The sequence below is a fragment of the Arsenicicoccus dermatophilus genome (assembly GCF_046267915.1).
GTDB classification, from domain to species: Bacteria; Actinomycetota; Actinomycetes; order Actinomycetales; family Dermatophilaceae; genus Arsenicicoccus; species Arsenicicoccus dermatophilus_A.
In genome coordinates, this window is the sequence record NZ_CP176520.1 from 1790433 (window position 1) to 1814439 (window position 24007).

Sequence of the window (24007 nt, forward strand, 5' to 3'; positions counted from 1 at the left end):
CGGCCCGACCGGGGATCGCGCTGCGCGGGACGCCTCGTGAGCCCGGTCCGCACCTGCGATGATCCGGTCATGAGCGACAGCCACCTGCAGATCATCAGGGCCGCGCGGAGGTTGTTCGCCGAGCGCGGGTACCACTCCGTGTCGGTCCGCGACGTCGCCGCGGAGGCCGGGGTCTCGGCGGCCCTGGTGATGAAGCTCGTCGGCTCCAAGGCCGAGCTGTTCACCTCCTCGGTGACCTTCGCGCCCGAGGAGGTGGACCTGTCGCACCCGCTGCCGGAGCTGGGCCGGGAGCTGGTGCGGGACGTGCTGCGCCGCCGCACCGGGCCGCAGCCGCTCGCCCGCGCCGTGGTGCTCGCCCTCCCGGCGCCCGACCCGGACCAGGTGCGCCGCCGGTTCCACGAGGCCTACGCCGCCCCGCTGGCTGCCCGCCTCGGAGGTGACGAGCGCGCCACCCTGGTCGCCGAGACGGTGGTCTGCGCCCTCGTCGGGCTCGCCGTCGGCACCCGGGTGCTCCGGCTGCTGCCGGACGAGGCCGCGGACGAGGAGGTCGTGGCGACCTACGGCGCCGCGGTGCAGGCCCTCATCGACGCCGCCCGCGCCTGACCGCGGGTGGATCCGGCGCCCAGGCGCAGCGTCTAGGGTGGCGCTCATGAGCGTCCGCCGAGTGATGGGTATCGAGACGGAGTACGGCATCTCCGTGCCGGGGGAGCCGCACGCCAATCCGGTCGTGCTGTCCGGCCTGATCGTCAACGCCTACGCCACCAGGCCCGAGATCACGGTGTCCCGGACCCGCTGGGACTACGAGGCGGAGCGGCCGCTGCTCGACCAGTTCGGTCAGGAGACCCCACGCGCCTGGGCCGACCCCTCGCAGCTCACCGACGAGGACGACGAGATCGCCGCCAACGTCGTGCTGACCAACGGGGCCCGGCTGTACGTCGACCACGCCCATCCCGAGTACTCCTCGCCGGAGGTCACCAATCCCCACGCCGCGGTCGTGTGGGACCGGGCGGGCGAGCAGGTCATGGCCGAGGCCGTCAAGCGCCAGGCCTACTGGTCGGGTCGCCAGATCAACCTCTACAAGAACAACACCGACGGCAAGGGCAGGTCCTACGGCACGCACGAGAACTACCTCGTGGAGCGGGCCATCCCCTTCACCGAGCTCGCCCAGCACGTGCTGCCGTTCTTCGTCGCCCGCCAGGTGCTGTGCGGGGCCGGGCGTGTGGGCATCGGGCCGCAGTCCGAGCAGGCGGGCTTCCAGATCAGCCAGCGCGCGGACTTCTTCGAGCGGGCGATGGGGCTGGAGACGACCGTCCGACGCGGGATCGTCAACACCCGCGACGAGCCGCACGCCGACCCCACCCGGTGGCGGCGCCTGCACGTGATCATCGGCGACGCCAACCAGGCCGAGACCGCCACCCTGCTCAAGATGGGCACCACCAGCCTGGTGCTGTCGCTGATCGAGCAGCGGGACGTCACCCGCAACCTGTCCCTCGCCGACCCGGTGGCGGCGCTGCAGCAGATCTCGCGCGATCCCTCCCTGCGCACCACCGTCGAGCTGCACGACGGACGGCGGATGACCGCGCTGGACATCCTGTGGGCCTACTACGAGATGGTCGACGACCAGCTGTCCCGCGTCTACGGCTCGGACCTGGACCAGGACACCAACGAGATCATGCACCGCTGGGACCACCTGATGGTCCTGCTCGGCAGCGACCTGGAGCAGGCGGCGCCCCAGGTCGACTGGGTGGCCAAGCTCGCGCTGCTGGAGCAGTACCGCTCCCGCGACGGCCTCGCCTGGGACGACGCCAAGCTGCGCGCCATGGACATCCAGTGGAGCGACGTCCGCCCCGACAAGGGCCTGCACCACACGCTGGAGGCCGCCGGGCACGTCGACCGGATCGAACCGCCCCAGCTCGTCGACGCCGCCATGACGATGCCCCCGGAAGACACCCGCGCGTGGCTGCGCGGCACGATGGTGCGCCGCTTCCCGCACCAGGTGATGGCCGCCTCCTGGGACTCGGTCGTGGTGCGCACCCACCCCGAGGCGCCCGCCCGCCGGGTCGACCTGCCCGACCCCTGGCAGCTCACCCGCGAGCAGCTGCAGACCGTGGTCGACGGCTGCCTCACGGCCGGCGAGCTCGTGGACCGCCTCGAGCAGGGCCTCCCGAGCACCGACTGACACCCCCCGACCGACCCAGCCGCGCGGGACGTCATACCCCCGCACCCACCCGAGGAGAGACCATGCCCCAGGAGCAGATCCAGCCGCAGCGCCGTGAGCCGGGCCCTGCGGACCTGCCGGCGCCGGTACCGACCGCCGCCCTCACCACCCACGTCGACGACGCCGGGCTCGACTCGATCCTGGACGAGATCGACTCGGTGCTCGAGTCCAACGCCGAGGAGTTCGTCAGGGGCTTCGTCCAGAAGGGCGGCGAGTAACCACCCGACACAGCGCGCCAGCACGGTCCCCCGTCCGGCCGTCACGAACCGGAACAGTGCGTGACCAGGCGCAGCCGGACCTATCCTTCCGCGGTAGCCCCGTGCACCCCACCAGGAAGGCTTCCGTGACCGTCACCCCTGCCCAGCATCACCTGATGTGGGACTTCCAGGAGCAGTTCCGGCTCTCCCTCGACCGGGCGACGGACCGGGCCACCGACCAGATCGGCGCGATCGTCTCCGCCGACGCCCTCCTGGTCGGCTTCCTGGCCGACGGGGTGCGCACGCCCGGCTCGCCCGACGTGGTCATCGCCCCGGCCGACCGGGGGTTCAGCGAGCAGGACCTGGAGGGCATCCGGCCGGACGCGCTGCGCCGGTTCGAGGCGCACCCGGCCCACGACGAGAGCTACGAGTCGCCCGAGGTGGAGCAGGCCCGGCTCGAGCACTTCGAGGACCTCACCCGGTGCGAGGCGATCTCCTCGGCCCTGGACAGCGCCAAGGCCGGTCGCGGCCGGACCTTCTTCATCGGCTCCTCGGCGCGGGTCGGCGACTACCACGTCCACCCGGCGATCAGCGTGGACAGCAGCGCGTATGCCGAGCTCAACGCCCTGCCCTACGACGAGATCGACGGCGTCCCGCTGACGACCTCGCTCACCCACGGGATCATCGTCGAGCTGCTGCGCATCGCCACCCACGCGCTCCTCGCCGCCCGCCCGCCGCGCTCGATCAGCCCGATCGACGACGACGTGCCCAATGACGCCATCCGCCGCTCGGCCAACCACCTGGTCTACTCCGCCGCCCTGATCGCGGGGGAGCGTCTCGGCCAGGGTCTCTTCGACGCCTTCGAGGGCCTGTCCTCCACGCCGTACGAGGGACGCGTCGGGGCCGGCACCGTCGTCATGGCCCGGGAGGGGCACCCGCGGATCGCGGTCGCGGTCCAGCTGCGCTCGGCGGTCTCGGTGCGCGAGCGCCGCCAGTTCCGCAAGCTGCTGGAGATGACCCGGCCGGGGCTGCACCTGCTCATCGACGGCCAGCGGATCTACGGCCTCGGCTCGGTCGAGCCGCTGGCGCACGACGAGCCGGACGACTCGGACAACGACCTCTTCCGGTTCACGCTGCTGGAGCAGGGCTCCTGGCAGATGTCCTACAACCGCAACCCGCTGCTGCGCGTCTCCAGCGGGCACCCCCAGCTCCCGCGGCCGCGCATGTCCACCAGCCTGTTCATCGACGCCATGCGGCGGGTCTTCGACGACGTCACCGACCACGACATCCGCGGGATCTGGATGCTCGCTCAGAGCGCCGCCCAGCAGGCCCGCGGCGCCCTGCTCGTGGTCACCACGGCCGCCGCGGCCGAGGCCCGCCGGCTCGCCCCGCAGGCCCTGTCGATCCGCCCGCAGTCGCTCAACCCCGACGTCCTGGACGCCGTCACCCGCATCGACGGGGCCGTGCTGCTCACCCCGGACGGGGTGTGCCACGCCGTGGGCGTGATCCTGGACGGTGTGGCGACGGGCGCGGGCGACCCGAGCCGGGGTTCGCGCTACAACTCCGCCGTGCGCTACACCGAGGCGTCGAGCGCACCTTGCCTGACGATCATCGTCTCCGAGGACGGGATGATCGACGTCTATCCCGAGCTCGCGCCCCGGGTGCGCCCGGAGGACGTCGAGCAGGCGCTGGCGGACCTGGAGGCCGCCGGCTCGATGGAGCTGGACGAGGCTCGCGAGGTGGACTTCGAGGCCTTCTACGCCATGCACAAGCGGCTGCGGCGGTTCGCGTTCTACCTCTCCGAGAGCCAGTGCGACCGGGCCAACGCCATCTGCGCGACGGTGGAGGACCTGCGCTGGGTGCGCACCCGCACCCGGGTGCGCACGGTGCCCTTCCGCACCGACCCCCGCATGAACGCCTCCTTCTTCGCCTAGCGCCTAGGGTGGGTCCATGGACCGACGGATCTTCGGGATCGAGACCGAGCTCGGCGTCACCGCGACCTCCGAGGGACAGCGGCGCCTGACGCCCGACGAGGTGTCGCGCTACATGTTCCGCTCGGTCGTCGCCTGGGGGCGGTCCTCGAACGCCTTCCTCGCCAACGGTTCTCGGCTCTATCTCGACGTCGGCTCCCACCCTGAGTACGCCACCGCCGAGTGCGACCGCCTCGTCGACCTGATCGCCCAGGACAAGGCGGGGGAGCGGATCGTCCAGGGGCTCGCCGACGACGCCCAGGCCCGGATGCAGGAGGAGGGGGTCGAGGGCGAGGTCTACGTCTTCAAGAACAACGTCGACTCCTCCGGCACGACCTATGGCTGCCACGAGAACCTCCTCGTCTCCCGGGCCACCGACCTGAGCCGGGTGACCGACACCCTGGTGCCCTTCCTCGTCAGCCGTCAGATCACCTGCGGCGCGGGCAAGCTCGTCGTGGATCCGCAGGGCCGGCCCACCTATGCCGTCAGCCAGCGCGCCGACCACATGTGGGACGCCTACGCCAGCGCCACGACGCGCTCCCGCCCGATCATCAACTCCCGCGACGAGCCCCACGCCGACGCCGAGCGCTTCCGGCGGCTGCACGTCATCGTCGGTGACTCCACCCTCTGCGAGACCACCACCCTGCTCAAGGTCGGCTCGGTGGACCTGGTCCTGCGCATGGTCGAGGCCGGGGTGGCCCTGCCCGACCTGACCCTGGCGAGCACCAGCGCCGCCATACGCACGATGAGCACGGACACCACCGGCCGGGCCGAGGTGCCGCTCGCCGCCGGGGGAGCGACCAGCGCCCTCGCCATGCAGACGGCGTACTACGAGGCGGCCCGGGACTTCGTGACCGACGGCGGGTCGGACGACCCGGTCCACGAGCGCGTCCTCGACCTGTGGGGGCGGGTGCTGACCGCGATCGAGAGCGGGCGCCTGGACGACGTGGCCACCGAGATCGACTGGGTGATCAAGCGGCGGCTGATCGAGCAGTATGCCGTGCGCGGCGGGCTCGGCCTGGAGCACCCACGGCTGCGCCAGATCGACCTGGCCTACCACGACCTGCACCCGACGCGAGGACTGTTCAACCTGCTGCAGGCCAAGGGTCTCGCCGCCCGGGTAGTCACCGACGAGCAGGTCGAGCAGGCGGTGTCGACGCCGCCGCAGACGACGCGGGCCCGGCTGCGCGGGGCCTTCGTGACGGCGGCGCGGGAGGCGCGGCGCGACTACAGCGTCGACTGGGTCCACCTCAAGCTGAACGACGGCCACCAGCGCACCCTGCTGTGCAAGGACCCGCTGACCTACGAGGACCCCCGTGTCGACCGCATGATCGAGCAGATCAGAGGTGGTGTCCAGACCACCGCCAGGACCACGACGTAGGCTTCCCCCAGCCTCACGCACCCATCGAGCGAAGGAATCTTCTCTTGCGCCTGCGCACCAGCACCGCCCTGGCCCTCCTGGCCGTCCCGACGATCGCCCTGAGCGCCTGCGGGAGCAACGACGCCAAGACGACGTCCACCACCTCGGCGACGACCACCGCGGGGGCCTCCGCGAGCGGCAGCACGTCGGGGGCCGCCACCCCGGCCGCCACGACCGCGACCCCGATCACCGCCGCCGCCAAGGGCACTGTCGCCGGCGTCACGGTCGCGGGCACCCCGACCAAGCCGGCCCTCACGATCGCCAAGCCCCCGGTATCCGTCAAGGAGACGACCGTGCAGACCCTCACCGAGGGCACCGGCGCCGTCGTCAAGCCCGGCGACGTCGCGACCATCAACGTCGTCCTCGCGTCGGGCAAGACCGGAAAGACCCTCGACGACACCTTCGCCAAGGGCAAGCCCGAGGAGCTCGCGATGCGCGGCACGCTGCCCGGGCTGGCCCGCGGCATCGTCGGTCAGAAGGCCGGCTCGCGGGTGCTGGTCGCGATCGCCCCCGCCGAGGGCGCGGGGCTCATCGCCTCCCGCAACCCGCAGAGCGGTCTGACCGCGGACGAGACCATGGTCGCCCTCGTGGACATCAAGCAGGTCGGCATGTCCGGCACCCCGTGCAAGGTCGTCACCAGCAAGGACGGACTGCCCGAGGTCACCGCCCCCGCCGACAAGGCCGCCACCATCAAGCCCACCGGCACGCCGGCCCCCACCCAGTCGACGATGTACGTCCTCAAGGAGGGCACCGGCGCCGCCGTCGAGGCCGGTCAGCAGCTGTCCGCGAAGTACACCGGGCTGCTGTGGGCCGACGGCAAGAAGTTCGACTCGAGCTTCGACCGGGGCGCGGCCCCGACCGACTTCCCGATCGGCGTCAAGCAGGTCATCCCGGCCTGGGACAAGTGCCTCACCGGCAGCAAGATCGGCAGCCAGGTCATGATCGTGGCCCCCGCGGCCGAGGCCTACGGCGCCAAGGGCATGCCGCCCACCATCCCGCCGAACTCGCCGCTCGTCTTCGTCGTGGACGTCGTCGGCGCCAAGTGACTCCCGGCGGCGCCCGATCGGTGACCGCCGGGCGCCGCTGCCTTCCCGTCATACGTCCGTCAGACCTCAGGAGCAGCCATGCCTTTCGACCCCAGCACCACCAAGCCCGAGATCGACTTCCCGGGTGACCAGCCGCCGACCGACCTGGTCGTCGAGGACATCTGGGTGGGCGACGGCACCGAGGCCACGCCCGGCTCGACCGTCAGCACCCACTACGTCGGCGTCGCCCACTCCACCGGCGAGGAGTTCGACTCCTCCTGGAACCGCGGAACCCCGCTGGACTTCCAGGTCGGCGTCGGTCAGGTCATCCAGGGCTGGGACCAGGGCCTGCTCGGGATGCGCGAGGGCGGCCGCCGCAAGCTCACCATCCCGGCGCACCTGGCCTACGGCGACCGTGGGGCGGGTGGCCTCATCAAGCCCGGCGAGGCGCTGATCTTCGTCGTCGACCTGGTCGCCGTGCGCTGACGTCCGACCGACGACGCCCGAGGGCCCCGGGAGCGATCTCCCGGGGCCCTCGGCCGTCCGGCGGTGGACCGGCTCACGATCAGGCCGGCGGCGGCACCAGACCCAGCCCGCGGCGCAGGCTGCGGACGATCGCCGGTCGCAGGTCGCGCGCCGCGATCACCTCGTCCACCGACCCGACCTGCACCGCGCGGTGGACGTCGTGCACCCGGTCGAACTCGGTCGCCACCTCCGCGAGCTTCTCGGCGCGCACCTCCCGGCGGGTCGCGGTGAGGCGTGCGGCCAGGTCGGCGCGCTCGGCCCCCGAGGCGGCGGCGACCTGCTCCTCGAGCGCCACCACCCCCGGGTCGGCGGCGGTGCGGGCGTCCACCTCGCGGGGGAACACCACGGCCGCGGCCGGGGCGCCACCGATGACGGAGGCGTAGGAGCCCTCGACGGCGAGCACGGTCATCCGCGGGTTGAGCGCCTTGGAGAACACCACGAAGGCCCCGCCGTGGTAGCGCGAGATCACCACGAAGACGATGGGCCCGTCGAAGTTGACGATGGCCCGGCCGATCTCGGCGCCGTACTCCAGCTGCAGGGTGCGCATCGACTCCGGGGAGCCGTCGAAACCGGACAGGTTGGCGAGGACCACCACCGGCCGGTTGCCGCTGGCGGCGTTGACGGCGCGGGCGACCTTCTTGGACGAGCGGGGGAACAGCGTGCCCGCGGTCCAGGCGTCCGGGCCGTCGGTGGGCGGGAAACCACGCCGCGCGACCTGCTGGGACTCGATGCCCACCATCGTCACGGGCAGCCCGCCGAGGTGGGCGTCCCAGACCACGGCGGTCTCCGCGTCCGCCATACCGGCCCAGCGCTCCAGGGTCTCGTGGTCCTGGTCGGCCACCGCGGCCATGACCGACCGGATGGCGAAGGCCTTCTTGCGGTCCGGGTTGGTGTCCGCCCCGAAGATCTCGCCGACCGTCGCGAAGCCCGAGATCGCCGGGTCGTGGGGGAAGGCGCTGACGTCGCGGTCCACCGGGTCGGCGGTGATCGCGGACCGCGGCCCCCGCTCGCCGGGGGCGACGTAGGCGTGGTCGTAGTGCGTCATCAGGATCCGCAGGGCGCCGGCGAGGTCGGGCGCCCAGTACTGCGCCTGGCCGTTCGGACCCATGATCCGGTCATAGCCGCCGATCCCGACGTTGTCCTCGGCCGAGACGCCGCCGGAGAAGTCCAGCGACTGCTTGCCGGTGAGCACCATGGCGCTGTCCGGGGTCATCACCAGGATGCCCTTGGTGTGCATGAGCATGGTGGCCTCGGCGTTCCAGTAGGGCTGGGCGCCGACGTTGATGCCCGCCACCACGACGTTGATCTCACCGCCGGCCTGGGTGAAGTGCACGATCCGGCGCAGCGCCCGGGCGACCCAGTCGAGGTTCTCGGTGCCGGAGTCCATCGAGATCCGGGCGCCCGCGGACAGCGAGAACCACTCCACCGGCACGCCGAGCTCCTCGGCCAGGTCGAGGGCGGCGATGACGCGGGCGCACTCGGGCTCCCCGAGTGCGCCGAGGGCCCGCAGCGGGTCACCGCAGAGCAGCACCCGCCGCACGCCCTGGGGGTGCCGCGCGGTGGGGGTGGAGATGACGCCGACGATCATCCCCGCCCGGTTGCGGCCGTACGGTCGGTCGACGGGCGCGAGCCGCCCGCTCTCGTCCAGGTCGTGCTCGATCGCCGTGCCCCCGCGTCCCGCGATCAGGTCGACGAGCTCGTAGGGGTAGACCATCCCGCGGCGTCGCGCCCGCTGGACCTTGAGGGCGTAGTCGTCGAGCGGGTGCAGCGGTTCGCTCGGCGGGTTCTCCACGGAGGCGACGACGCCGGCGCCCGGCTGGTAGTAGAACCGCGCGGCCACGGGGATCTCGGTGCCCTCGCCGCCGACGACGGTGCCGTCGAGCAGCACCTCCTCGACGCCCGTGCCTGCGGTCATCGGGGCGATCGTGTCCTTGAGCCCGGTGAGCTCGGTCAGGTCGGCGTCCACGGGCTGCCACACGTGCAGCCACACCTGGTTGCTGTCCAGGTGCCGGGCGCCCGCCCCGGCCGCGGCGCGGGCCCGCCGGATCGCCTCCAGGCAGTCGGCGAGGGCACGCTCGACCTCGGGCAGCCCTGCCACGCGCCCCTGGTCGTCGCGGGCGATGGTCAGATGCCGCACCTGGGCCAGCGCGACGAGCCGCACGTCGGTGTCGTTGTCCGGGGCGGCGCAGCGATAGAGGAGGACGTCCTCGGGTGCGTCGAGCCGGGTGACGGCGTACTCCCGCAGCCGCCACAGGTGCAGTCGTCGCCCGACCATCGGGTGGACGCCATGGACCAGGGTGTCCTCGGCCGGCGCGCCGTCCTCGGTGGGGCGCACGGTGAGGTAGCGCACCGGCTGGCCGGGCGCGGCCAGCCCCACCGTGAGCCGCCGCACCGCGCGGGCGACCGGCAGGTGGGCCAGCCGGTGCACGAGGTTGTCGGCGGCCACCGCGTGCGGGTCCGCGCAGGCGAGATAGAGGTCGACGACGGCCTCGCGGCCCGTGGGGGCCTGGGCGACCTGGGCGGCGAGCGCCCGGGCCAGGGCCGAGCCGGGGGTCAGGTCGGTGAGCCGGCCGGCGGCCGAGACCAGGTATGTCGGCCGTCGGCCGACCTCGCAGGTCCCGGTCACCAGGCCGACCGCCGGGTCCGCGACGCAGGGGCCGCTCGTGACGTCGGCGAGGTCCTGGCCGCGGTAGTGCCGGCGCAGCAGGACCTCCAGCACGACCTCGGGGTGCGGGCCGGGAGCGGCGCAGCGGGCCAGGCGGGCGCCGAGGAGCTGGCCGATCTGCTCCGGCACGGCCACCAGGGTGTCCAGCAGGGCCTCGCGCCGTCCCTGGTCGGCGCCGCCGGGGAGGACGTCGGTGGCGCCGAGCCGGTCCAGCTCGGCGGTCACGCGGTCGAGCAGCGCGCCGCGGCGGGCGGCCGCCTGTGGCTGCTCGAACCACCGGTAGCGCACGCTGCGGGCGAGCTCGCCCACGACAGGGTGGCGCAGCTGGGTGGCGCGGACCAGGTGGTCGAGCGCCTCGCGGGCCCGGGCGTCGACCGGGGGCGCGGGCGCAGGCTCGGTGCTCCACCGCTGGAGCAGGGCGGTGACCGCGGCGACGTCGGGGGCCGAGCGCTGCTGGGCGGTGACGATCCGGAAGACAGCCTGCTCCAGCTCGGGGGTGCGCTCCAGCGTGGTGACCCCGTGGCGCGCGAGCACGGCGGCGAGGCGGGTGCGGAAGGTCTCGGGCAGCTCGGCGCGGTCGGCGTCCAGGCTCTGCAGGTAGGTGTGCAGGTGCTCCCGGGGGCTGTGGACGCGGTTCTCCAGGTGCAGGTCCTCGCCCGCCGGCCGGTTGCGGGACAGCTCGGCCAGGTCGGCGAAGACCTCGAGCAGCTCCAGCTCCTCGGCGACCGGGGCCGAGCCGGTGGCGGCGAGCCGGTCCCGCTCGGCGAGGTAGGCCGTCAGCGCGCGGCGCTCGTCCTGCGGGTCGGCGTCGTAGCCGAGGACCAGGCCGAGCAGGTCCGCGCGACGACGGGCCGCGGGATCGGCAGCAGGCTGCTCGCCCGGCAGGTCCAGGTCGACGTCCGCGGTCGGCCCGGCCGCCGGGGTCGCGGTCGGCTCCTCCTCGATCGGTTCCAGGCGCACCAGGGGCGTGCCCGTCTCGACCTGGCTGCCGGTGGCGACGAGCACCTCGCGCACCCGCGCCGCGAAGGGCGCGGGCAGGACGGTCTCCATCTTCATGGACTCCAGCACCAGCACGGGGGCGCCGGCCGCGACCTCGGCCCCCGCGGCCACCGGGGTGGCGACGACCAGGGCCGGGGTGGGCGAGCGCAGGACGCCGCCCTCGTCGAAGGAGATCCGGTGGGTGACGCCGTCGACCTCGACCAGCTGCACCGGACCGTGGGTGGCGACGACGAGGCGATGGTGACGGCCGCCGAGGGTGAGGCGGGCCTTGTGCTCGTCCAGGTGCTCCAGGTCCGCCTCGACGGTGTGCGCGCCGGTGGGGGAGTCGACGACCACGCGATAGCGGTGGTGGCCGGTGCGGGCGACCCGCAGGCCGTATGTCGTCCCGCGCAGGCTCGTCTCGATCCGTCGGCCCGGCTCGTGCTGCAGCTGAGGGCGGCCGCCGCGGGCGGTCTCGAGCAGCCGGGCGCGGGCGATGGCCTCGTCCGCCTCGTAGGCCCGGATCCCGGCCGCCACCAGCGCGGCGCCGCTGTGCCGGTGGTCGACGAGGCGGCCCTGGGCGCGGACCCGGTCGACCCAGCCGGTGTCGGCGCTGCCGTCGACGACCTCGGGCTGGTCGAGCAGGTCGAGCACGAAGGACTTGTTGGTGGCGCCGCCCTCGACGACGACGGTGGTCTCCTGCAGGGCGCGCCGCAGCCGGGCCAGCGCCTCGGCCCGGTCCCGCCCGCTCGCGATGACCTTGGCGATCATCGAGTCGAAGTCGGCGGGGATCGTGTCGCCCTCGGCCACGCCGGTGTCGACGCGCACGCCGGGGCCGGCAGGCAGCTCGAGCAGGGCGATCCGGCCGGGGGCGGGAGCGAAGTCGCGGTCCGGGTCCTCGGCGTTGAGCCGGGCCTCGATGGCGTGCCCGGTCTCGGTGGGGCGCACCGGCGACAGGTCGTCCAGCCGCCCGCCCGCCGCGACGTGCAGCTGCAGCCGGACCAGGTCGGTGCCGGTGGTGACCTCGGTGATCGAGTGCTCCACCTGCAGGCGGGTGTTGACCTCGAGGAAGGCGAAGAAGCGCTCGGCCGGGTGGTAGAGGAACTCGACCGTGCCCGCGCCGCAGTAGTCCACCGCGAGTGCGAGCCGCTCGGCGCTGGCCTTGAGCTCGGCCACCTGCTCGGGGGCCAGGACGGGGGAGGCGGACTCCTCGACGACCTTCTGGTTGCGGCGCTGGACCGAGCAGTCGCGGACCCCGAGCGCCCAGGCGGTGCCGTGGGCGTCGGCGATGACCTGGACCTCGACGTGGCGGGCGCCGGTGACCATCCGCTCCAGGAAGACGGTGCCGTTGCCGAAGGCCCGGGTGGCCTCGTCGCGGGTGAGCTGGTAGGCCGCGGTGAGCTCCTCGGGGCCGGTGACCGTGCGGATGCCGCGCCCGCCGCCGCCCGCCGTGGCCTTGAGCATGAGCGGGTAGCCGATCCGCTCGGCCTGGGCCAGCGCGTCCTCGACCGTGTCCACGCCGCCGCGGCTCCAGTCGGCGACGGGCACGCCGACCTCCTCGGCGAGGAGCTTGGAGCCGATCTTGTCCCCGAGCCGGCGCATGGCCTGCGGGCTCGGCCCGACGAAGGTCACCCCGAGGCGGCCGCACAGCTCGGCGAAGGCCGGGTCCTCGGCCACGAAGCCCCAGCCCACCCACACGGCGTCGGCGCCGGTCTCGCGCAGGGCGCGCTCCAGCACGGCGTGGTCGAGGTAGGGCCGCGCCGAGGCCGGTCCCAGGTCGTAGGCCTCGTCGGCCTCCCGCACGAACATCGCGCGCCGCTCGCCGTCCGTGTGCAGCGCGATGGTCCGGGCCCGCGGCTCGTCGGCGGCCGTCGACGCGTTCAGGTCGCGGACGGCGTGGATGAGTCGCATGGCGGCCTCACCCCGGTTGACGATCGCGATGCGGGTGAACATCCGGGCGGCTCCTCGGTCTCGGTGTGGCCTGGGCCACGTGACCCGAGGAGGCTAGTCACCCGGTCGGGTTACTCGCGCGTTCGCTCAGGGTGGCCGCGTGCCGCCCGGCCACCGCCGCCGCGACGAACGCGGCCCGGTCCTCCCGCAGGCCCCGGCCCATGGTCCGCAGCGGCACCGGGGAGGCGGTCAGCGCCTGGTCCAGCCCGTCCGTGGGGACCTCGTGCAGGGTGAGCCGGCCGCCGGAGCCGGCGCACAGCTCCTGCGCCTGGCGGCGCACCCGGCGGGCGACGGGGGAGTCCTCGCCCGGCACCGGCACGTCGGCGGGCGCCGTCGCGACCCGGCCGTAGGCCGTCAGCGAGTGGTGGCTCACCCCCTGGTGGCGTTCCCGGGCATCGCCCTCGGACACCCGCAAGGACGCCACGGCCCGCCCGCCGAGCACGTGCGCGGCGTTGACCGCCTCGCCCGCGGCCACCCCCGAGAAGCCCCACCGGGTGCCCGTCCCGAGGTTGCCCGGGCCCTGGGCGACGACCGCGACGTCGGCGTGCTCGACCAGACGCGCCGCGAGCAGCCCGGTGTGCACGGTGACCGCCTCGTGGTCCCCGCCGTAGGCCTGGCCGGTCGTCAGGCAGGCGGTCAGCCACCCGGCCTCGCGCAGCCCCGCGACGGTGCGGCTGAAGGCCGCGGGCAGCGCCCCGCCGTCGGTCATCACGTAGGCCACCCGCGCGTCGGGGCGGGTGGCGCGGATGCCGGCGACGACGGCGGGCAGCGCCGAGTGCAGGTCGGCGACGACCACCGGCATACCGTCGACGGAGTCGGCGTCGGCGAGCAGTGCGTGGTGCGGGCTCTCCTGCTCGTCCACCCCGAGGAGCATCGCCTGGGTGGGGGTGTAGCGGGCCTTGACCACGTGACCCGGACCCGTGGGCGGGTCCGGGGGGAGGCGATCCGGTATGGCGACGACCAGCGCCATCCCCCCCGTCCCGAGTCCGCGCTGCAGCGCCGAGACGTTGAGCAGCACCCGGTCCCCGGGCTCGGCGCGGCCCACCACGGAGGTATAACCCACAGCGACGACCTGACACGCTGCGGCGTCATAACCCGTACGTTCGAACACCGTTACGGCATACTCGACGGCGCCGGGCCACTCGGCCCGGACGGCGTCGACGACAGCGGTGCGCCAGCGGATCACGCGACCACCGTAGCCCGAAGGGAGGCCTCGTGGCCCAGGCCCGGACCCCCGTCAGCGCGGCCAAGACCGAGCGCCTGCTCAACCTCGTCATCTGTCTGCTCTACACCCGCCGCCCGCTGCCCAAGTCCAAGATCCGCGAGGCGGTCCCGCAGTACGGCGAGGCGGCCACCGACGAGGCCTTCGACCGGATGTTCGAGCGGGACAAGGACGAGCTGCGCGCACTGGGGATCCCGCTGGTCACCGAGCAGATCGACCCGTTCTTCGAGGACGAGGAGGGCTACCGGATCGACGACCGGGAGTACGCCCTGCCCGAGCTGAGCCTGGAGGCCGACGAGCTCGCCGTCCTCGGCCTGGCCGCCCGCACCTGGGCCCAGGCCTCCCTCGCCGGACCGGCCGCCCAGGCCCTGCGCAAGCTCGCCGCGGCGGGGGTCGAGCGCGACGACGCCAGCATCATCGGCCTGGAGCCGCGGGTGCGGACGACCGAGCCGTCCTTCGCCCGGGCCAAGGACGCGGTGCTGCAGCGCCGCCCCGTCCGGTTCGCCTATCGCACCGGCCGCACCGGCGAGGTGGCCACCCGCCAGGTCCGGCCCTGGGCCATCGCCGCCTGGCACGGGCGGTGGTACCTCACCGGCTGGGACCTGGACCGTCAGGCCCCAAGGGTCTTCCGACTCGGCCGGGTCGAGGGAGCCATCGCCTGGGCGGGCCGCCCCGGCAGCTACGACGTGCCACCGGACCACGACGCGGTCGCCATGATCTCCGCCCAGTCCGCCGACGCCGCACCCACCACCGGCGTGGTCCGGGTCCGCGCCGGCTGCGGGCACGCGCTGCGCCGACGGGCCACCTCGGTGCGCGCGGGCGGCGACGGGTGGGACGAGCTGGTCCTGGCCGTCGGGGACGTCGCCCGCCTCGCCGACGAGCTGGCCGGGCACGGCGCCTCGGTGGCGGCGGTGAGCCCGCCCGAGCTGCGCGCCGCGGTGGTCGAGCGCCTGCAGGGAGCCCTGGCCGCCGCGGCGGGTCCCGGTGACCCCCCAGATGGCGGACCTGGTGCCGCCGGGTCCCGTGCCGCCGGGCAGGAGGACGCATGAACGTCGACATGAACGAGCCGGCCACCGCCCGCCTCGACCGGCTGCTCACCATGGTCCCCTGGCTGCTGCGCCACCAGGGGGTCGAGATCGACGTCGCCGCAAGGGAGTTCGGCGTCTCCCGGGCCCAGCTCGAGGCCGACCTCGCCCTGCTCTTCCTGTGCGGGACGCCCGGCGGCTACCACGACGACCTCATCGACGCGCAGTGGGAGGACGGGCGCGTCTACCTGTCCAACGCCGACACCATCGCCCGGCCGCTGCGCCTCGGCGTCGACGAGGCGCTGTCCCTGATGGTCGGGCTGCGCGCCCTCGCGGCCGTGCCCGGGCTGGGGGAGCGCGACGCCGTGGAGCGGGCGCTGGCCAAGCTGGAGGCCGCGACCTCGGCCACCTCCCGGATGGCCGGGGCCGCCAACGTCACCGTGGACATCGGGCTGGAGTCGGTGGACCGGGCCGTCGCCGAGGAGCACCTCGTCGCGCTGCGGCAGGCCCTCGCCGACCGCCGGCGCGTGCACCTGTCCTACGACGTGCCCAGCCGGGACGAGACCACCGAGCGGGACGTCGACCCGATGCGCCTGGTCAACGTGGACGGCCCGTGGTACCTCGAGGCCTGGTGCCACCGCGCCCGGGACGTGCGGCTCTTCCGCGTCGACCGGATCGCCGGGCTCCAGGTGCTCGACGTCGACGGCACGCCGCCGGCGTCGGCGCGCCCGCGGGACCTGGACGCCGGGATCTTCCGGCCCGACGAGGACGACCTGCGGGTGGTGCTCGACCTGGCTCCCGACGCGCGCTGGGTGCACGACTACTACCCCTGCGAGGACGTCGCCGAGACCCCGGACGGCGGCCTCGAGGTCACCATCGCGACCGGCGACACCGCCTGGCTGCGGCGGCTGCTGCTGCGCCTCGGCGGGTCGGCGCGGGTCCGCTCCCCGCAGACCCTGCGCGCCGAGGTGGCGGCCGAGGCCCGCGCGGCCCTGGCGCACTACGCCTGAGCCGCTCCGAGGCGTCATACGGCGGTCACCCGGAGTTCACGGGGAACGGTCGCCGCAGGGGTTGACACCCGTAGGATGACGCTCGCAGATCCACCCCACATCGACCGGAAGGCACGACTCATGGGCATCCGTGGCCTGTTCGAGGGCTGGCACCTCGTCATCCTCATCATCGTCATCCTGCTGGTCTTCGGCGCGAACCGGCTCCCCGACGCCGCGCGCAGCCTGGGCCGGTCCCTGCGGATCTTCAAGACCGAGGTCGACGAGATGCACAAGGACGGCAAGTCCGACGCCGCCCGCACGACCGTGGACGGCGACGTGGTGACCGAGCGCACCACGACCACCACCCGCACCGAGACCGCGGGCCCCGGCGGGGCGAGCAAGGCGACCGGCGACGACCACGTCGTGATCGACGGCGTGCGGTACCGCCGCGAGGGCGACGACACCGCTCCCCGCGCCTGATCCCGGCCGTCACCACCATGACGGGGTCCGCCTCCGCCACCCGCCCCGCGCGGCGCCCGGGTCCCCGCCTGCCCCGGCGCCGACCTCGTGACCCCCAGGGTCGGATGTCGCTCGCCGACCACCTGCGCGAGTTCCGCAACCGGGTGGTCGTCGCCGCCGTCGCCATCTGCCTGGCGTCGGTCATCGGCTGGATCTACTACGACCAGCTCGTGCTCCGGCTCACCGAGCCGCTGCGGCTGTCGGCCGCCGCGCGACACGCCAACGTGATCCTGTCCTTCCAGGACGTCACCGGCGCCTTCTCGCTCAAGCTCAAGGTCGCGTTCTTCGTCGGCATCATCCTGGCCAGCCCGGTGTGGCTGTGGCAGATCTGGGCCTTCATCGTGCCAGGGCTGCACAAGCGCGAGCGCAACACCGCCCTGGCCTTCATCCTGGCCGCGGTCCCGCTGTTCCTCCTCGGCTGCTGGGGGGCGCTCTACGCGCTGCCCAAGGCGATCGAGGTGCTGCTGGAGTTCACGCCCATGGGCGCCTCCAACATCCTGCCCGCGGACTACTACCTGACGTGGGTCACCCGTTTCATCCTCAGCTTCGGGCTGGCCTTCCTGCTGCCCGTGCTCCTGGTCGCGCTCAACGTCATCCACGTCCTGCCCGCCTCGGTCATGCTCAAGGGCTGGCGGATCGCGGTGGTGCTCATCTTCACCTTCGCCGCGATGATGACGCCGACGCCGGACCCGTGGACGATGTTCGCGCTGGCGCTGCCGCTGGTCGGCCTCTACTTCGGGGCGTATGCCGTGGCGCGGGTGATCGACGCCCGCCGGGCCCGTCGCCGCCAGAGCTACGACCACCTCGCCGACGACGAGGCCTCCGACATCCGGGCGACCGACCTCTGAGGAATCCGGACGCGGGTCCGGCTCTGGCCGTTGCCCGGGTCCGTCGGTGCCCTCGCGTAGCCTGCAGGCATGCCCCGCCATCCCCACCTGGACGACTTCTGCTCCGGCTTCGCCTTCCCGCTCGACGACTTCCAGCTGGAGGCCTGCGCCGCCGTGGAGGACGGGCACGGGGTGCTGGTCGCCGCCCCGACCGGCGCCGGCAAGACGATCGTGGGGGAGTTCGGCGTCCACCTGGCCCTCGCGACGGGACGCAAGGCGTTCTACACCACGCCCATCAAGGCGCTGTCCAACCAGAAGTTCCACGACCTGGTCGCCCGGCACGGCGCCGACCGGGTCGGGCTGCTCACCGGCGACTCCTCGGTCAACGGCGAGGCCCCGGTCGTGGTGATGACCACCGAGGTCCTGCGCAACATGCTGTATGCCGGGAGCTCGTCCCTGCACGACCTGGGCGTCGTCGTCATGGACGAGGTGCACTACCTCGCCGACCGCTTCCGGGGCGCCGTGTGGGAGGAGGTCATCATCCACCTGCCCGAGGCGGTGCAGGTGATCTCCCTGTCGGCCACCGTGAGCAACGCCGAGGAGTTCGGCGCCTGGCTCGGCGAGGTGCGCGGCGACACCGCGGTCGTCGTGTCCGAGCACCGGCCGGTGCCGCTGTGGCAGCACATGATGGTGGGCCGCGAGCTCTTCGACCTCTTCGTCGACGCCGGCGGCTCGGTCATCGGCAAGGACCGCGACTCGCACCACCGGATCACCGCCGAGATGGCCAAGGTCAACCCCGACCTGGTCCAGCGGCTGCAGTCGCTGGAGCGCGGCGCCTGGGGTGCGGGACGCGGACCCCGGTCGACCAGCCGCGCCAACGACCCGTGGGGGTCCCGGGGCCGCGGTCGCGGGGCCGGCACGGCACCGGCCGGCGGTTCGCCGTACGCCGAGGGCGGGACGCGGGGGAGCCGGCCCGGGGGAGCGGCCTCGCGGGCGGAGGTCATCGCCCGCCTGGAGCGCGACGGGCTGCTGCCGGCCATCACCTTCATCTTCAGCCGGGCCGGGTGCGAGGCCGCGGTCGCCCAGCTGCTGGCCCAGGACGTACGGCTGGTGCCCGCCGACGAGGGCGCCCGGATCCGGCGGCTCGTCGAGGAGCGGGTGGCCGGCGTCGGCGACGGCGACCTGGGGGTGCTCGGCCACCACGACTTCGTCGAGGCGCTGTCGCGGGGCTACGCCGCGCACCACGCAGGGATGCTGCCGACCTTCCGCGAGATCGTCGAGGAGCTGTTCACGGCGGGGCGGATCCGCGCGGTCTTCGCCACCGAGACGCTGGCGCTCGGGATCAACATGCCAGCCCGCACGGTGGTGCTCGAGAAGCTCGTGAAGTTCAACGGCGACGCCCACGTCGAGCTGTCCCCGGCGGAGTACACCCAGCTCACCGGCCGCGCCGGGCGCCGCGGCATCGACGTCGAGGGCCACGCGGTCGTCGTGTGGTCCCGCGGCGTCGACCCGCTCGCCGTCGGCGGGCTGGCCGCCACCCGGACTTATCCGTTGAACTCCTCCTTCCGCCCGACGTACAACATGGCCGTCAACCTGGTCCGGCGGGTGGGTCGTCAGGACGCGCGGGAGATCCTGGAGACCTCCTTCGCGCAGTTCCAGGCCGACCGGGCGGTGGTGGGACTGGCCGCGCAGGTCCGCCGCAACGACGAGGCGCTGGCGGGCTATCGCGAGGCGATGACCTGCCACCTGGGCGACTTCGCGGAGTACTCCGGCTTCCGCGAGCAGATCCGGCACCTGGAGAAGTCCCTGGCCAAGGAGCGCTCGTCCTCGCGGCGGGCGGCGATCGAGCAGTCGCTGGCGGACCTGCGCGAGGGCGACGTCTTCGCGATGCGGGAGGGACGGCACACCGGTATGGCGATCGTCGTCAACGCCAACACCGCGGCCCGGGGCAACCCGCCCACCCCGCTCGTCGTCAACCCCGACGGGCGGGCGCGGCGCCTCACGGTGCACGACGTCGACCAGCCCATCGAGCCGACGACCAACATCGCGCTCCCGCGCAACTTCAACGCCCGCAACACCAAGATGCGCAAGGACATCGCATCGACGGTCCGGGCCAAGGTGCCCTACGAGGCCCCGCGCAAGGGGAAGGGACGGGCGGGGGCGGACGGCAGCGCGGGGGAGCAGGCGATCGAGTCGCTGCGCCGCCGCATGAAGGCCCACCCCTGCCACCAGTGCCCCGACCGGGAGGACCACGCCCGCTGGGCCGAGCGCTACCACCGCCTGGACCGGGAGACCGCGGGACTGCGCCGCCGGGTGTCCGGGCGCACCAACTCCGTGGCCAAGCAGTTCGACCGGATCTGCGACCTGCTCGCCGAGACCGGCTACCTCGACGCGCGCGGCGAGACCGTGACGCCGAGCGGCGCCATGCTCCGTCGGCTCTACTCCGAGAAGGACCTGCTCGCCGCCGAGTGCCTCTCCCACGGCGTCTGGCAGCGGCTCGACGTGCCCTCCCTCGCGGCCGTGGTGTCGGCGCTGATCTACGAGCCGCGCCAGAGCGAGGCCGACGGCGGTGCCCCGCGGGTGCCCAACCAGGACGTGTCCGACGCCTACCACGAGATGGTGCGGCTGTGGTCGGTGATCAGCGACCACGAGGCCCGGCACCAGCTGCCCGAGACCGGGGCTCCCGACGGCGGCATGATGTGGCCGGTGCACCGCTGGGCAGCCGGGCAGACGCTGGAGGTCTGCCTGCGCGACAGCGACATGGCAGCCGGTGACTTCGTCCGGCGCTGCAAGCAGATCGTGGACCTGCTCGGCCAGATCGCGACGTGCGCGCCGCAGCCGGCGCTGGCAGCCACGGCCCGGCAGGCGATCGACGCGGTCATGCGCGGGGTGGTGGCGGCCGACCGGCTCGACTGAGGCCCCGGGGCCCGGTCAGTCCAGGCCGAGCGCCACCACGACGCGACCCAGGCTGGTGCCGACGCCGAGCTCGTCCGCCACCTGCGACAGCAGCCGCGCGTCGGCCACCTCGCGCGGCAGCGCCAGGGAGTCGAGCGTGAGGCCGGGCAGCGGCACGTCGGTGGCGACCCGCACCACCCGCGGCGCCACGTCCAGGTAGTCCGCCGCCGCCTCGAGCCGGGCACGGCGGGCGCCCTTGAGCGCCGGGTCACCCCCGTCGACGGCGGCCCGCAGGGTGCGCAGGTCGCCATACGTCCCGATGAGCGCGGCGGCGGTCTTCTCCCCGATGCCCGGCACCCCCGGCAGCCCGTCGGAGGGGTCACCGCGCAGCACCGCCAGGTCGGCGTAGGCCGGGCCGGAGGGGATCGCGTACGTCGCCTGAAGGTAGGCCTCGTCCACGACGTCGGCGTCGCGCACCCCGCCGCGAGCGGTGTAGAGCACGCGCACCTGCCGGTGGTCGTCGACGACCTGGAACAGATCCCGGTCGCCCGTCACCACGTCCACCGGCAGCTGCCCGGCGTGCCGGTGGACCAGCGTCCCGATGACGTCGTCGGCCTCGTAGCCTGCCGCGCCGACGCGGGCGATGCCGAGCGCCGCGAGCGCGGCCACGATCGCGGGCACCTGGGGGACCAGGTCCGGCGGGGTGTCCTCGGCGTCGGTCGAGCCGGCGGCCAGACGGTGGCTCTTGTAGGACGCGATCGCCTCGACCCGGAAGGCCGGGCGCCAGTCCTCGTCCCAGCAGGCCGCCAGGTGGGTGGGCCGGTGCGTGGTCACCAGCGAGGCGATCATGTCCAGGAAGCCGCGCAGCGCGTTGGCGGGCGGGGCGTCCGGGGTCTTGCGGCGGTCGGGCACGCCGTAGAACGCGCGGTAGTACAACGAGGCGGCGTCCAGGAGCATCAGGCGCGACATGGGCCCAGGGTAGGGCGCGGCCCCGATATCCTGTGCCGATGGAGTCCGTCGACCAGCAGATCATCGATCACCTGACCCGCGACGGACGGATGTCGTACACCGACCTGGGGCGCGCCACCGGCCTGTCCACCTCGGCGATCCACCAGCGGGTGCGCCGCCTGGAGGAGCGCAAGGTCATCACCGGCTACCACGCCAGCATCGACCAGCAGCAGGCGGGGCTCCCGCTGGCCGCGTTCATCTCGATCGCCCCGCTCGACCCGGCCGAGCCCGACGACATCCCGGACCGGCTGCGGGAGGTCACCGCGATCGAGGCCTGCCACTCGGTCGCGGGAGACATGAGCTATCTGCTGCAGGTGCGGGTGGCGACTCCGCACGCGCTCGAGGAGCTGATCGCCCTGATCCGGGCCCGGGCCAACGTCTCCACCCGCACCACCGTGGTGCTGTCGACGGCCTGGGAGGGGCGGGCCGCGGTGCCGCCCCAGACCCCCGGGGGTGCGGACTGAGCCGGGCCCGCGGGCCGCGTCCGGGCGGGCGTGCGGGCGGTCAGCGGGCGATGGGAGCCGTCCGCGCCCGCGTGACGCTCACCAGGTCGGCGGGGGAGAGCTCCAGGTCCAGGCCACGACGCCCGCCGCTGACCAGGATCGTGCCGTGCTCGTGAGCGCTGGCGTCCAGGACCGTGGGCAACGCCCTGCGCTGCCCGACCGGGCTGATGCCCCCGACGACGTAGCCCGAGCTGCGCTCGGCGACGACGGGGTCGGCCAGCTGCGCGCGCTTGGCGCCCACCGCCGCCGCGAGGGCCTTGGGGTCCAGGCGGCGGGACACCGGGACGACGCCGACCACCAGCCCCGAGCCGGTGTCGGCGACCAGGGTCTTGAAGACCCGGGCCGGGGCCACCCCCAGGAGCTCGGCCGCCTCCAGGCCGTACGACGCGGCGCCGGGGTCGTGGTCGTAGGCGTGCACCTGGTAGGCGATGCCCGCCCGGTCGAGCGCCACCGTGGCGGGCGTCCCCGCGGAGCCGTTCTTCCTCGCCATACCGCCGATGGTAGGCCGCTGCGCCCGGCCGACGGGGTCGACCGGGCGCCGCGCGGTGCGAGGTGGGCGCTCAGACCAGGGAGGCCTCGCGGGAGGCCGCCGCGGCCGCCTCGTTGACCCGGTGGGTGGCGGCGCCGTCGGTGGTGTCGCGCCACCACTGCTGGCCGGCCTCGGGCAGAGTGTAGATCGGGTCGTAGTAGGCGTACTCGGCGCTGGTGACGTCCACGTCCTCGCCCTCGATGGAGGTGCGGTAGTTCTTGCGCCACAGCGAGATCCCGCGCTCGGTGTCGTAGGTGTCCACCTGGTGCACCCAGCGCTTGCCGACGAAGGGGACGTCGCAGACGATGCGCGGCGTCGCGAATCCCGGCAGGTAGCCCATGATCTCGTGCTGCAGCTGCTGGGCCTCGGCGAGCGACATCCGCCAGTGCTCGCTGAACGGGATCATGTCGCACATGTAGAAGTAGTAGGGGTTGATCGCGGCCTCGTCGCGCATCGTGAAGCACAGGTCGAGCAGCGCCTCGGGGCTGTCGTTGATGCCGCGCATCAGCACGCCCTGGTTGCGGATGGACCGGACGCCGGCCTCGTGCATCAGCCGGGTGGCGGTGGCCACGGACGGGGTGAGCGACTGCACGTTGTTGATGTGCGTGTGCATCGCCAGGCCGACGCCGCGACGGGCGGCGGTCCACGCGACGCGGCCGACGCCCTCGACGGTGTCCGGCGCGGACCAGTGCTGCGGCAGACCCATGAGCGCCTTGGTGGCGAGCCGGATGTCGCGGATGTTGTCGATCTCCAGCAGCCGCATCAGGAAGGACTCGACGTTCTTCCACGGCATGTTGGCGATGTCACCGCCGGACACGACCACGTCGCGCACCTGCGGGGTGCCCTTGAGGTAGTCGATCATCGCGTCCAGCCGGTCGACCGGCTTGCCCGCGAGCTTGAGCTTGGTGACCTGTGGCGTGGAGTTGCCGACGAGGTCCATGCGGGTGCAGTGGCCGCAGTACTGCGGGCAGGTCGGCAGCAGCTCGGCGAGCACCTTGGTGGGGTAGCGGTGGGTCAGCCCCTCGGCCACCCACATGTCCGCCTCGTGGAGCGAGTCGCGCGACGCGTGGGGGTGGCTCGGCCAGTCCACCCGCCGGTCGGAGAACACCGGGAGCATGTAGCGCCGGACCGGGTCGGACAGGAAGGCCCGGGTGAACTCCTCGCCCGCGGCGGGCATCTCGCAGTCGGTGGCCGGGACCATGGTGTTGATCATCTGCGGCGGCACGAGCATGGACATGGTCGCCCGCTCGGCCTGGTCCCGCTCGAGGTCGGCGTAGAACTGCTCGGTCAGCAGGTCGCCCATGAGCTCGCGGAGCTGCTTGACGTTCTTGACGCAGCGGGTGCGCTGCCACTGGGCGCTGGCCCAGTCCTGGTCGGTGACGTCCCGCCACCCCGGGAAACGACGCCAGTCGGGCTCGACCAGCTCCCGGCGGCGGTAGACATACGGCTGCTCCATTGCACTCATGGCCCCCACGCTACCGAACGGTTTGCGGCGTGCAACACTGCGGGCAGCACATCTTGTCGTCGAGACCATCTCAGAGC

Annotated in this window: 18 protein-coding genes; 13 read left to right on the forward strand and 5 right to left on the reverse strand. The window is 73.5% G+C overall.

Features of this window, described 5'->3' with window-relative positions; translation table 11 throughout:
• Positions 1-69 precede the first annotated feature (69 nt).
• The 7 genes from ACK2IS_RS08665 to ACK2IS_RS08695 all read left to right on the forward strand — a co-directional run bounded on the left by ACK2IS_RS08665 (position 70) and on the right by ACK2IS_RS08695 (position 7316).
• Positions 70-603 carry a TetR family transcriptional regulator gene (locus tag ACK2IS_RS08665; RefSeq protein ID WP_409482942.1) on the forward strand — a complete coding sequence of 178 codons (534 nt, stop codon included), beginning with the start codon at positions 70-72 and terminating at the stop codon, positions 601-603.
• Between the two features lie 46 nt (positions 604-649).
• Positions 650-2179, forward strand: a complete 1530-nt coding sequence (gene dop, locus ACK2IS_RS08670) for a depupylase/deamidase Dop (protein WP_409482943.1) — start codon at positions 650-652, stop codon at positions 2177-2179.
• A 62-nt stretch (positions 2180-2241) separates the two neighbouring features.
• Positions 2242-2436, forward strand: a complete 195-nt coding sequence (locus ACK2IS_RS08675) for a ubiquitin-like protein Pup (RefSeq protein ID WP_409482944.1) — start codon at positions 2242-2244, stop codon at positions 2434-2436.
• 125 nt (positions 2437-2561) lie between these two features.
• Positions 2562-4349: a diadenylate cyclase gene (locus ACK2IS_RS08680; RefSeq protein WP_409482945.1), complete on the forward strand. Its 1788-nt coding sequence runs from the start codon at positions 2562-2564 to the stop codon at positions 4347-4349.
• 16 nt (positions 4350-4365) lie between these two features.
• On the forward strand, positions 4366-5766 hold the full coding sequence (gene pafA / locus ACK2IS_RS08685) for a Pup--protein ligase (protein ID WP_409482946.1): 1401 nt from the start codon (positions 4366-4368) through the stop codon (positions 5764-5766).
• 44 nt (positions 5767-5810) lie between these two features.
• Positions 5811-6851, forward strand: coding sequence for an FKBP-type peptidyl-prolyl cis-trans isomerase (locus tag ACK2IS_RS08690; RefSeq protein ID WP_409482947.1), 1041 nt, complete (start codon positions 5811-5813; stop codon positions 6849-6851).
• 78 nt (positions 6852-6929) lie between these two features.
• A complete protein-coding gene (locus tag ACK2IS_RS08695; RefSeq protein ID WP_409482948.1) occupies positions 6930-7316 on the forward strand; it encodes an FKBP-type peptidyl-prolyl cis-trans isomerase in 387 nt (128 codons plus the stop codon).
• A gap of 79 nt (positions 7317-7395) precedes the next feature.
• On the opposite strand, the gene ACK2IS_RS08700 is transcribed toward ACK2IS_RS08695, so the two are convergent.
• On the reverse strand, positions 7396-12951 hold the full coding sequence (locus ACK2IS_RS08700) for a carboxyl transferase domain-containing protein (protein ID WP_409482949.1): 5556 nt from the start codon (positions 12949-12951) through the stop codon (positions 7396-7398).
• Positions 12952-13006: 55 nt separating this feature from the next.
• Entirely contained in the window at positions 13007-14134 is a 1128-nt protein-coding gene (locus tag ACK2IS_RS08705) for a DUF3866 family protein (RefSeq protein ID WP_409482950.1), read from the reverse strand.
• A gap of 29 nt (positions 14135-14163) precedes the next feature.
• Between ACK2IS_RS08705 and ACK2IS_RS08710 the strand changes: the two genes are divergently transcribed.
• The 5 genes from ACK2IS_RS08710 to ACK2IS_RS08730 all read left to right on the forward strand — a co-directional run bounded on the left by ACK2IS_RS08710 (position 14164) and on the right by ACK2IS_RS08730 (position 20446).
• The gene (locus ACK2IS_RS08710) at positions 14164-15219 is read left to right on the forward strand and encodes a helix-turn-helix transcriptional regulator (protein ID WP_409482951.1); all 1056 of its coding nucleotides are present in this window, start codon (positions 14164-14166) and stop codon (positions 15217-15219) included.
• Positions 15216-16205 (forward strand): helix-turn-helix transcriptional regulator, encoded by a 990-nt coding sequence (locus ACK2IS_RS08715; RefSeq protein WP_409482952.1) that lies wholly within the window; start codon positions 15216-15218, stop codon positions 16203-16205. Before ACK2IS_RS08710 ends, ACK2IS_RS08715 begins: the two co-directional genes overlap by 4 nt.
• Positions 16206-16325: 120 nt before the next feature.
• Entirely contained in the window at positions 16326-16664 is a 339-nt protein-coding gene (tatA, locus tag ACK2IS_RS08720) for a Sec-independent protein translocase subunit TatA (protein ID WP_409482953.1), read from the forward strand.
• A 104-nt stretch (positions 16665-16768) separates the two neighbouring features.
• Positions 16769-17551 (forward strand): twin-arginine translocase subunit TatC, encoded by a 783-nt coding sequence (gene tatC, locus ACK2IS_RS08725; protein WP_409482954.1) that lies wholly within the window; start codon positions 16769-16771, stop codon positions 17549-17551.
• A 69-nt stretch (positions 17552-17620) separates the two neighbouring features.
• Positions 17621-20446: a DEAD/DEAH box helicase gene (locus tag ACK2IS_RS08730; protein WP_409482955.1), complete on the forward strand. Its 2826-nt coding sequence runs from the start codon at positions 17621-17623 to the stop codon at positions 20444-20446.
• 15 nt (positions 20447-20461) lie between these two features.
• Here ACK2IS_RS08730 and ACK2IS_RS08735 read toward each other — a convergent pair whose 3' ends face one another.
• Positions 20462-21394, reverse strand: coding sequence for a 5'-3' exonuclease H3TH domain-containing protein (locus ACK2IS_RS08735; RefSeq protein ID WP_409482956.1), 933 nt, complete (start codon positions 21392-21394; stop codon positions 20462-20464).
• A 38-nt stretch (positions 21395-21432) separates the two neighbouring features.
• Between ACK2IS_RS08735 and ACK2IS_RS08740 the strand changes: the two genes are divergently transcribed.
• On the forward strand, positions 21433-21897 hold the full coding sequence (locus tag ACK2IS_RS08740; RefSeq protein WP_409482957.1) for an Lrp/AsnC family transcriptional regulator: 465 nt from the start codon (positions 21433-21435) through the stop codon (positions 21895-21897).
• A gap of 40 nt (positions 21898-21937) precedes the next feature.
• Here ACK2IS_RS08740 and ybaK read toward each other — a convergent pair whose 3' ends face one another.
• Both ybaK and ACK2IS_RS08750 read right to left on the reverse strand, forming a co-directional pair.
• Entirely contained in the window at positions 21938-22426 is a 489-nt protein-coding gene (gene ybaK / locus ACK2IS_RS08745) for a Cys-tRNA(Pro) deacylase (protein ID WP_409482958.1), read from the reverse strand.
• Between the two features lie 70 nt (positions 22427-22496).
• The gene (locus ACK2IS_RS08750) at positions 22497-23930 is read right to left on the reverse strand and encodes a KamA family radical SAM protein (protein ID WP_409482959.1); all 1434 of its coding nucleotides are present in this window, start codon (positions 23928-23930) and stop codon (positions 22497-22499) included.
• Positions 23931-24007 lie beyond the last annotated feature (77 nt).

Bases quoted from the DNA above. Each gene is read 5' to 3' on its own strand.
- ACK2IS_RS08665 (WP_409482942.1), top strand. From the start codon at position 70: ATGAGCGACAGCCACCTGCAGATCATCAGGGCCGCGCGGAGGTTGTTC.
- tatA (WP_409482953.1), top strand. From the start codon at position 16,326: ATGGGCATCCGTGGCCTGTTCGAGGGCTGGCACCTCGTCATCCTCATC.
- ACK2IS_RS08730 (WP_409482955.1), top strand. From the start codon at position 17,621: ATGCCCCGCCATCCCCACCTGGACGACTTCTGCTCCGGCTTCGCCTTC.
- dop (WP_409482943.1), top strand. From the start codon at position 650: ATGAGCGTCCGCCGAGTGATGGGTATCGAGACGGAGTACGGCATCTCC.
- ACK2IS_RS08675 (WP_409482944.1), top strand. From the start codon at position 2,242: ATGCCCCAGGAGCAGATCCAGCCGCAGCGCCGTGAGCCGGGCCCTGCG.
- tatC (WP_409482954.1), top strand. From the start codon at position 16,769: ATGTCGCTCGCCGACCACCTGCGCGAGTTCCGCAACCGGGTGGTCGTC.
- ybaK (WP_409482958.1), bottom strand. From the start codon at position 22,426: ATGGCGAGGAAGAACGGCTCCGCGGGGACGCCCGCCACGGTGGCGCTC.
- ACK2IS_RS08715 (WP_409482952.1), top strand. From the start codon at position 15,216: ATGAACGTCGACATGAACGAGCCGGCCACCGCCCGCCTCGACCGGCTG.
- ACK2IS_RS08735 (WP_409482956.1), bottom strand. From the start codon at position 21,394: ATGTCGCGCCTGATGCTCCTGGACGCCGCCTCGTTGTACTACCGCGCG.
- ACK2IS_RS08700 (WP_409482949.1), bottom strand. From the start codon at position 12,951: ATGTTCACCCGCATCGCGATCGTCAACCGGGGTGAGGCCGCCATGCGA.
- pafA (WP_409482946.1), top strand. From the start codon at position 4,366: ATGGACCGACGGATCTTCGGGATCGAGACCGAGCTCGGCGTCACCGCG.
- ACK2IS_RS08750 (WP_409482959.1), bottom strand. From the start codon at position 23,930: ATGAGTGCAATGGAGCAGCCGTATGTCTACCGCCGCCGGGAGCTGGTC.
- ACK2IS_RS08695 (WP_409482948.1), top strand. From the start codon at position 6,930: ATGCCTTTCGACCCCAGCACCACCAAGCCCGAGATCGACTTCCCGGGT.
- ACK2IS_RS08740 (WP_409482957.1), top strand. From the start codon at position 21,433: ATGGAGTCCGTCGACCAGCAGATCATCGATCACCTGACCCGCGACGGA.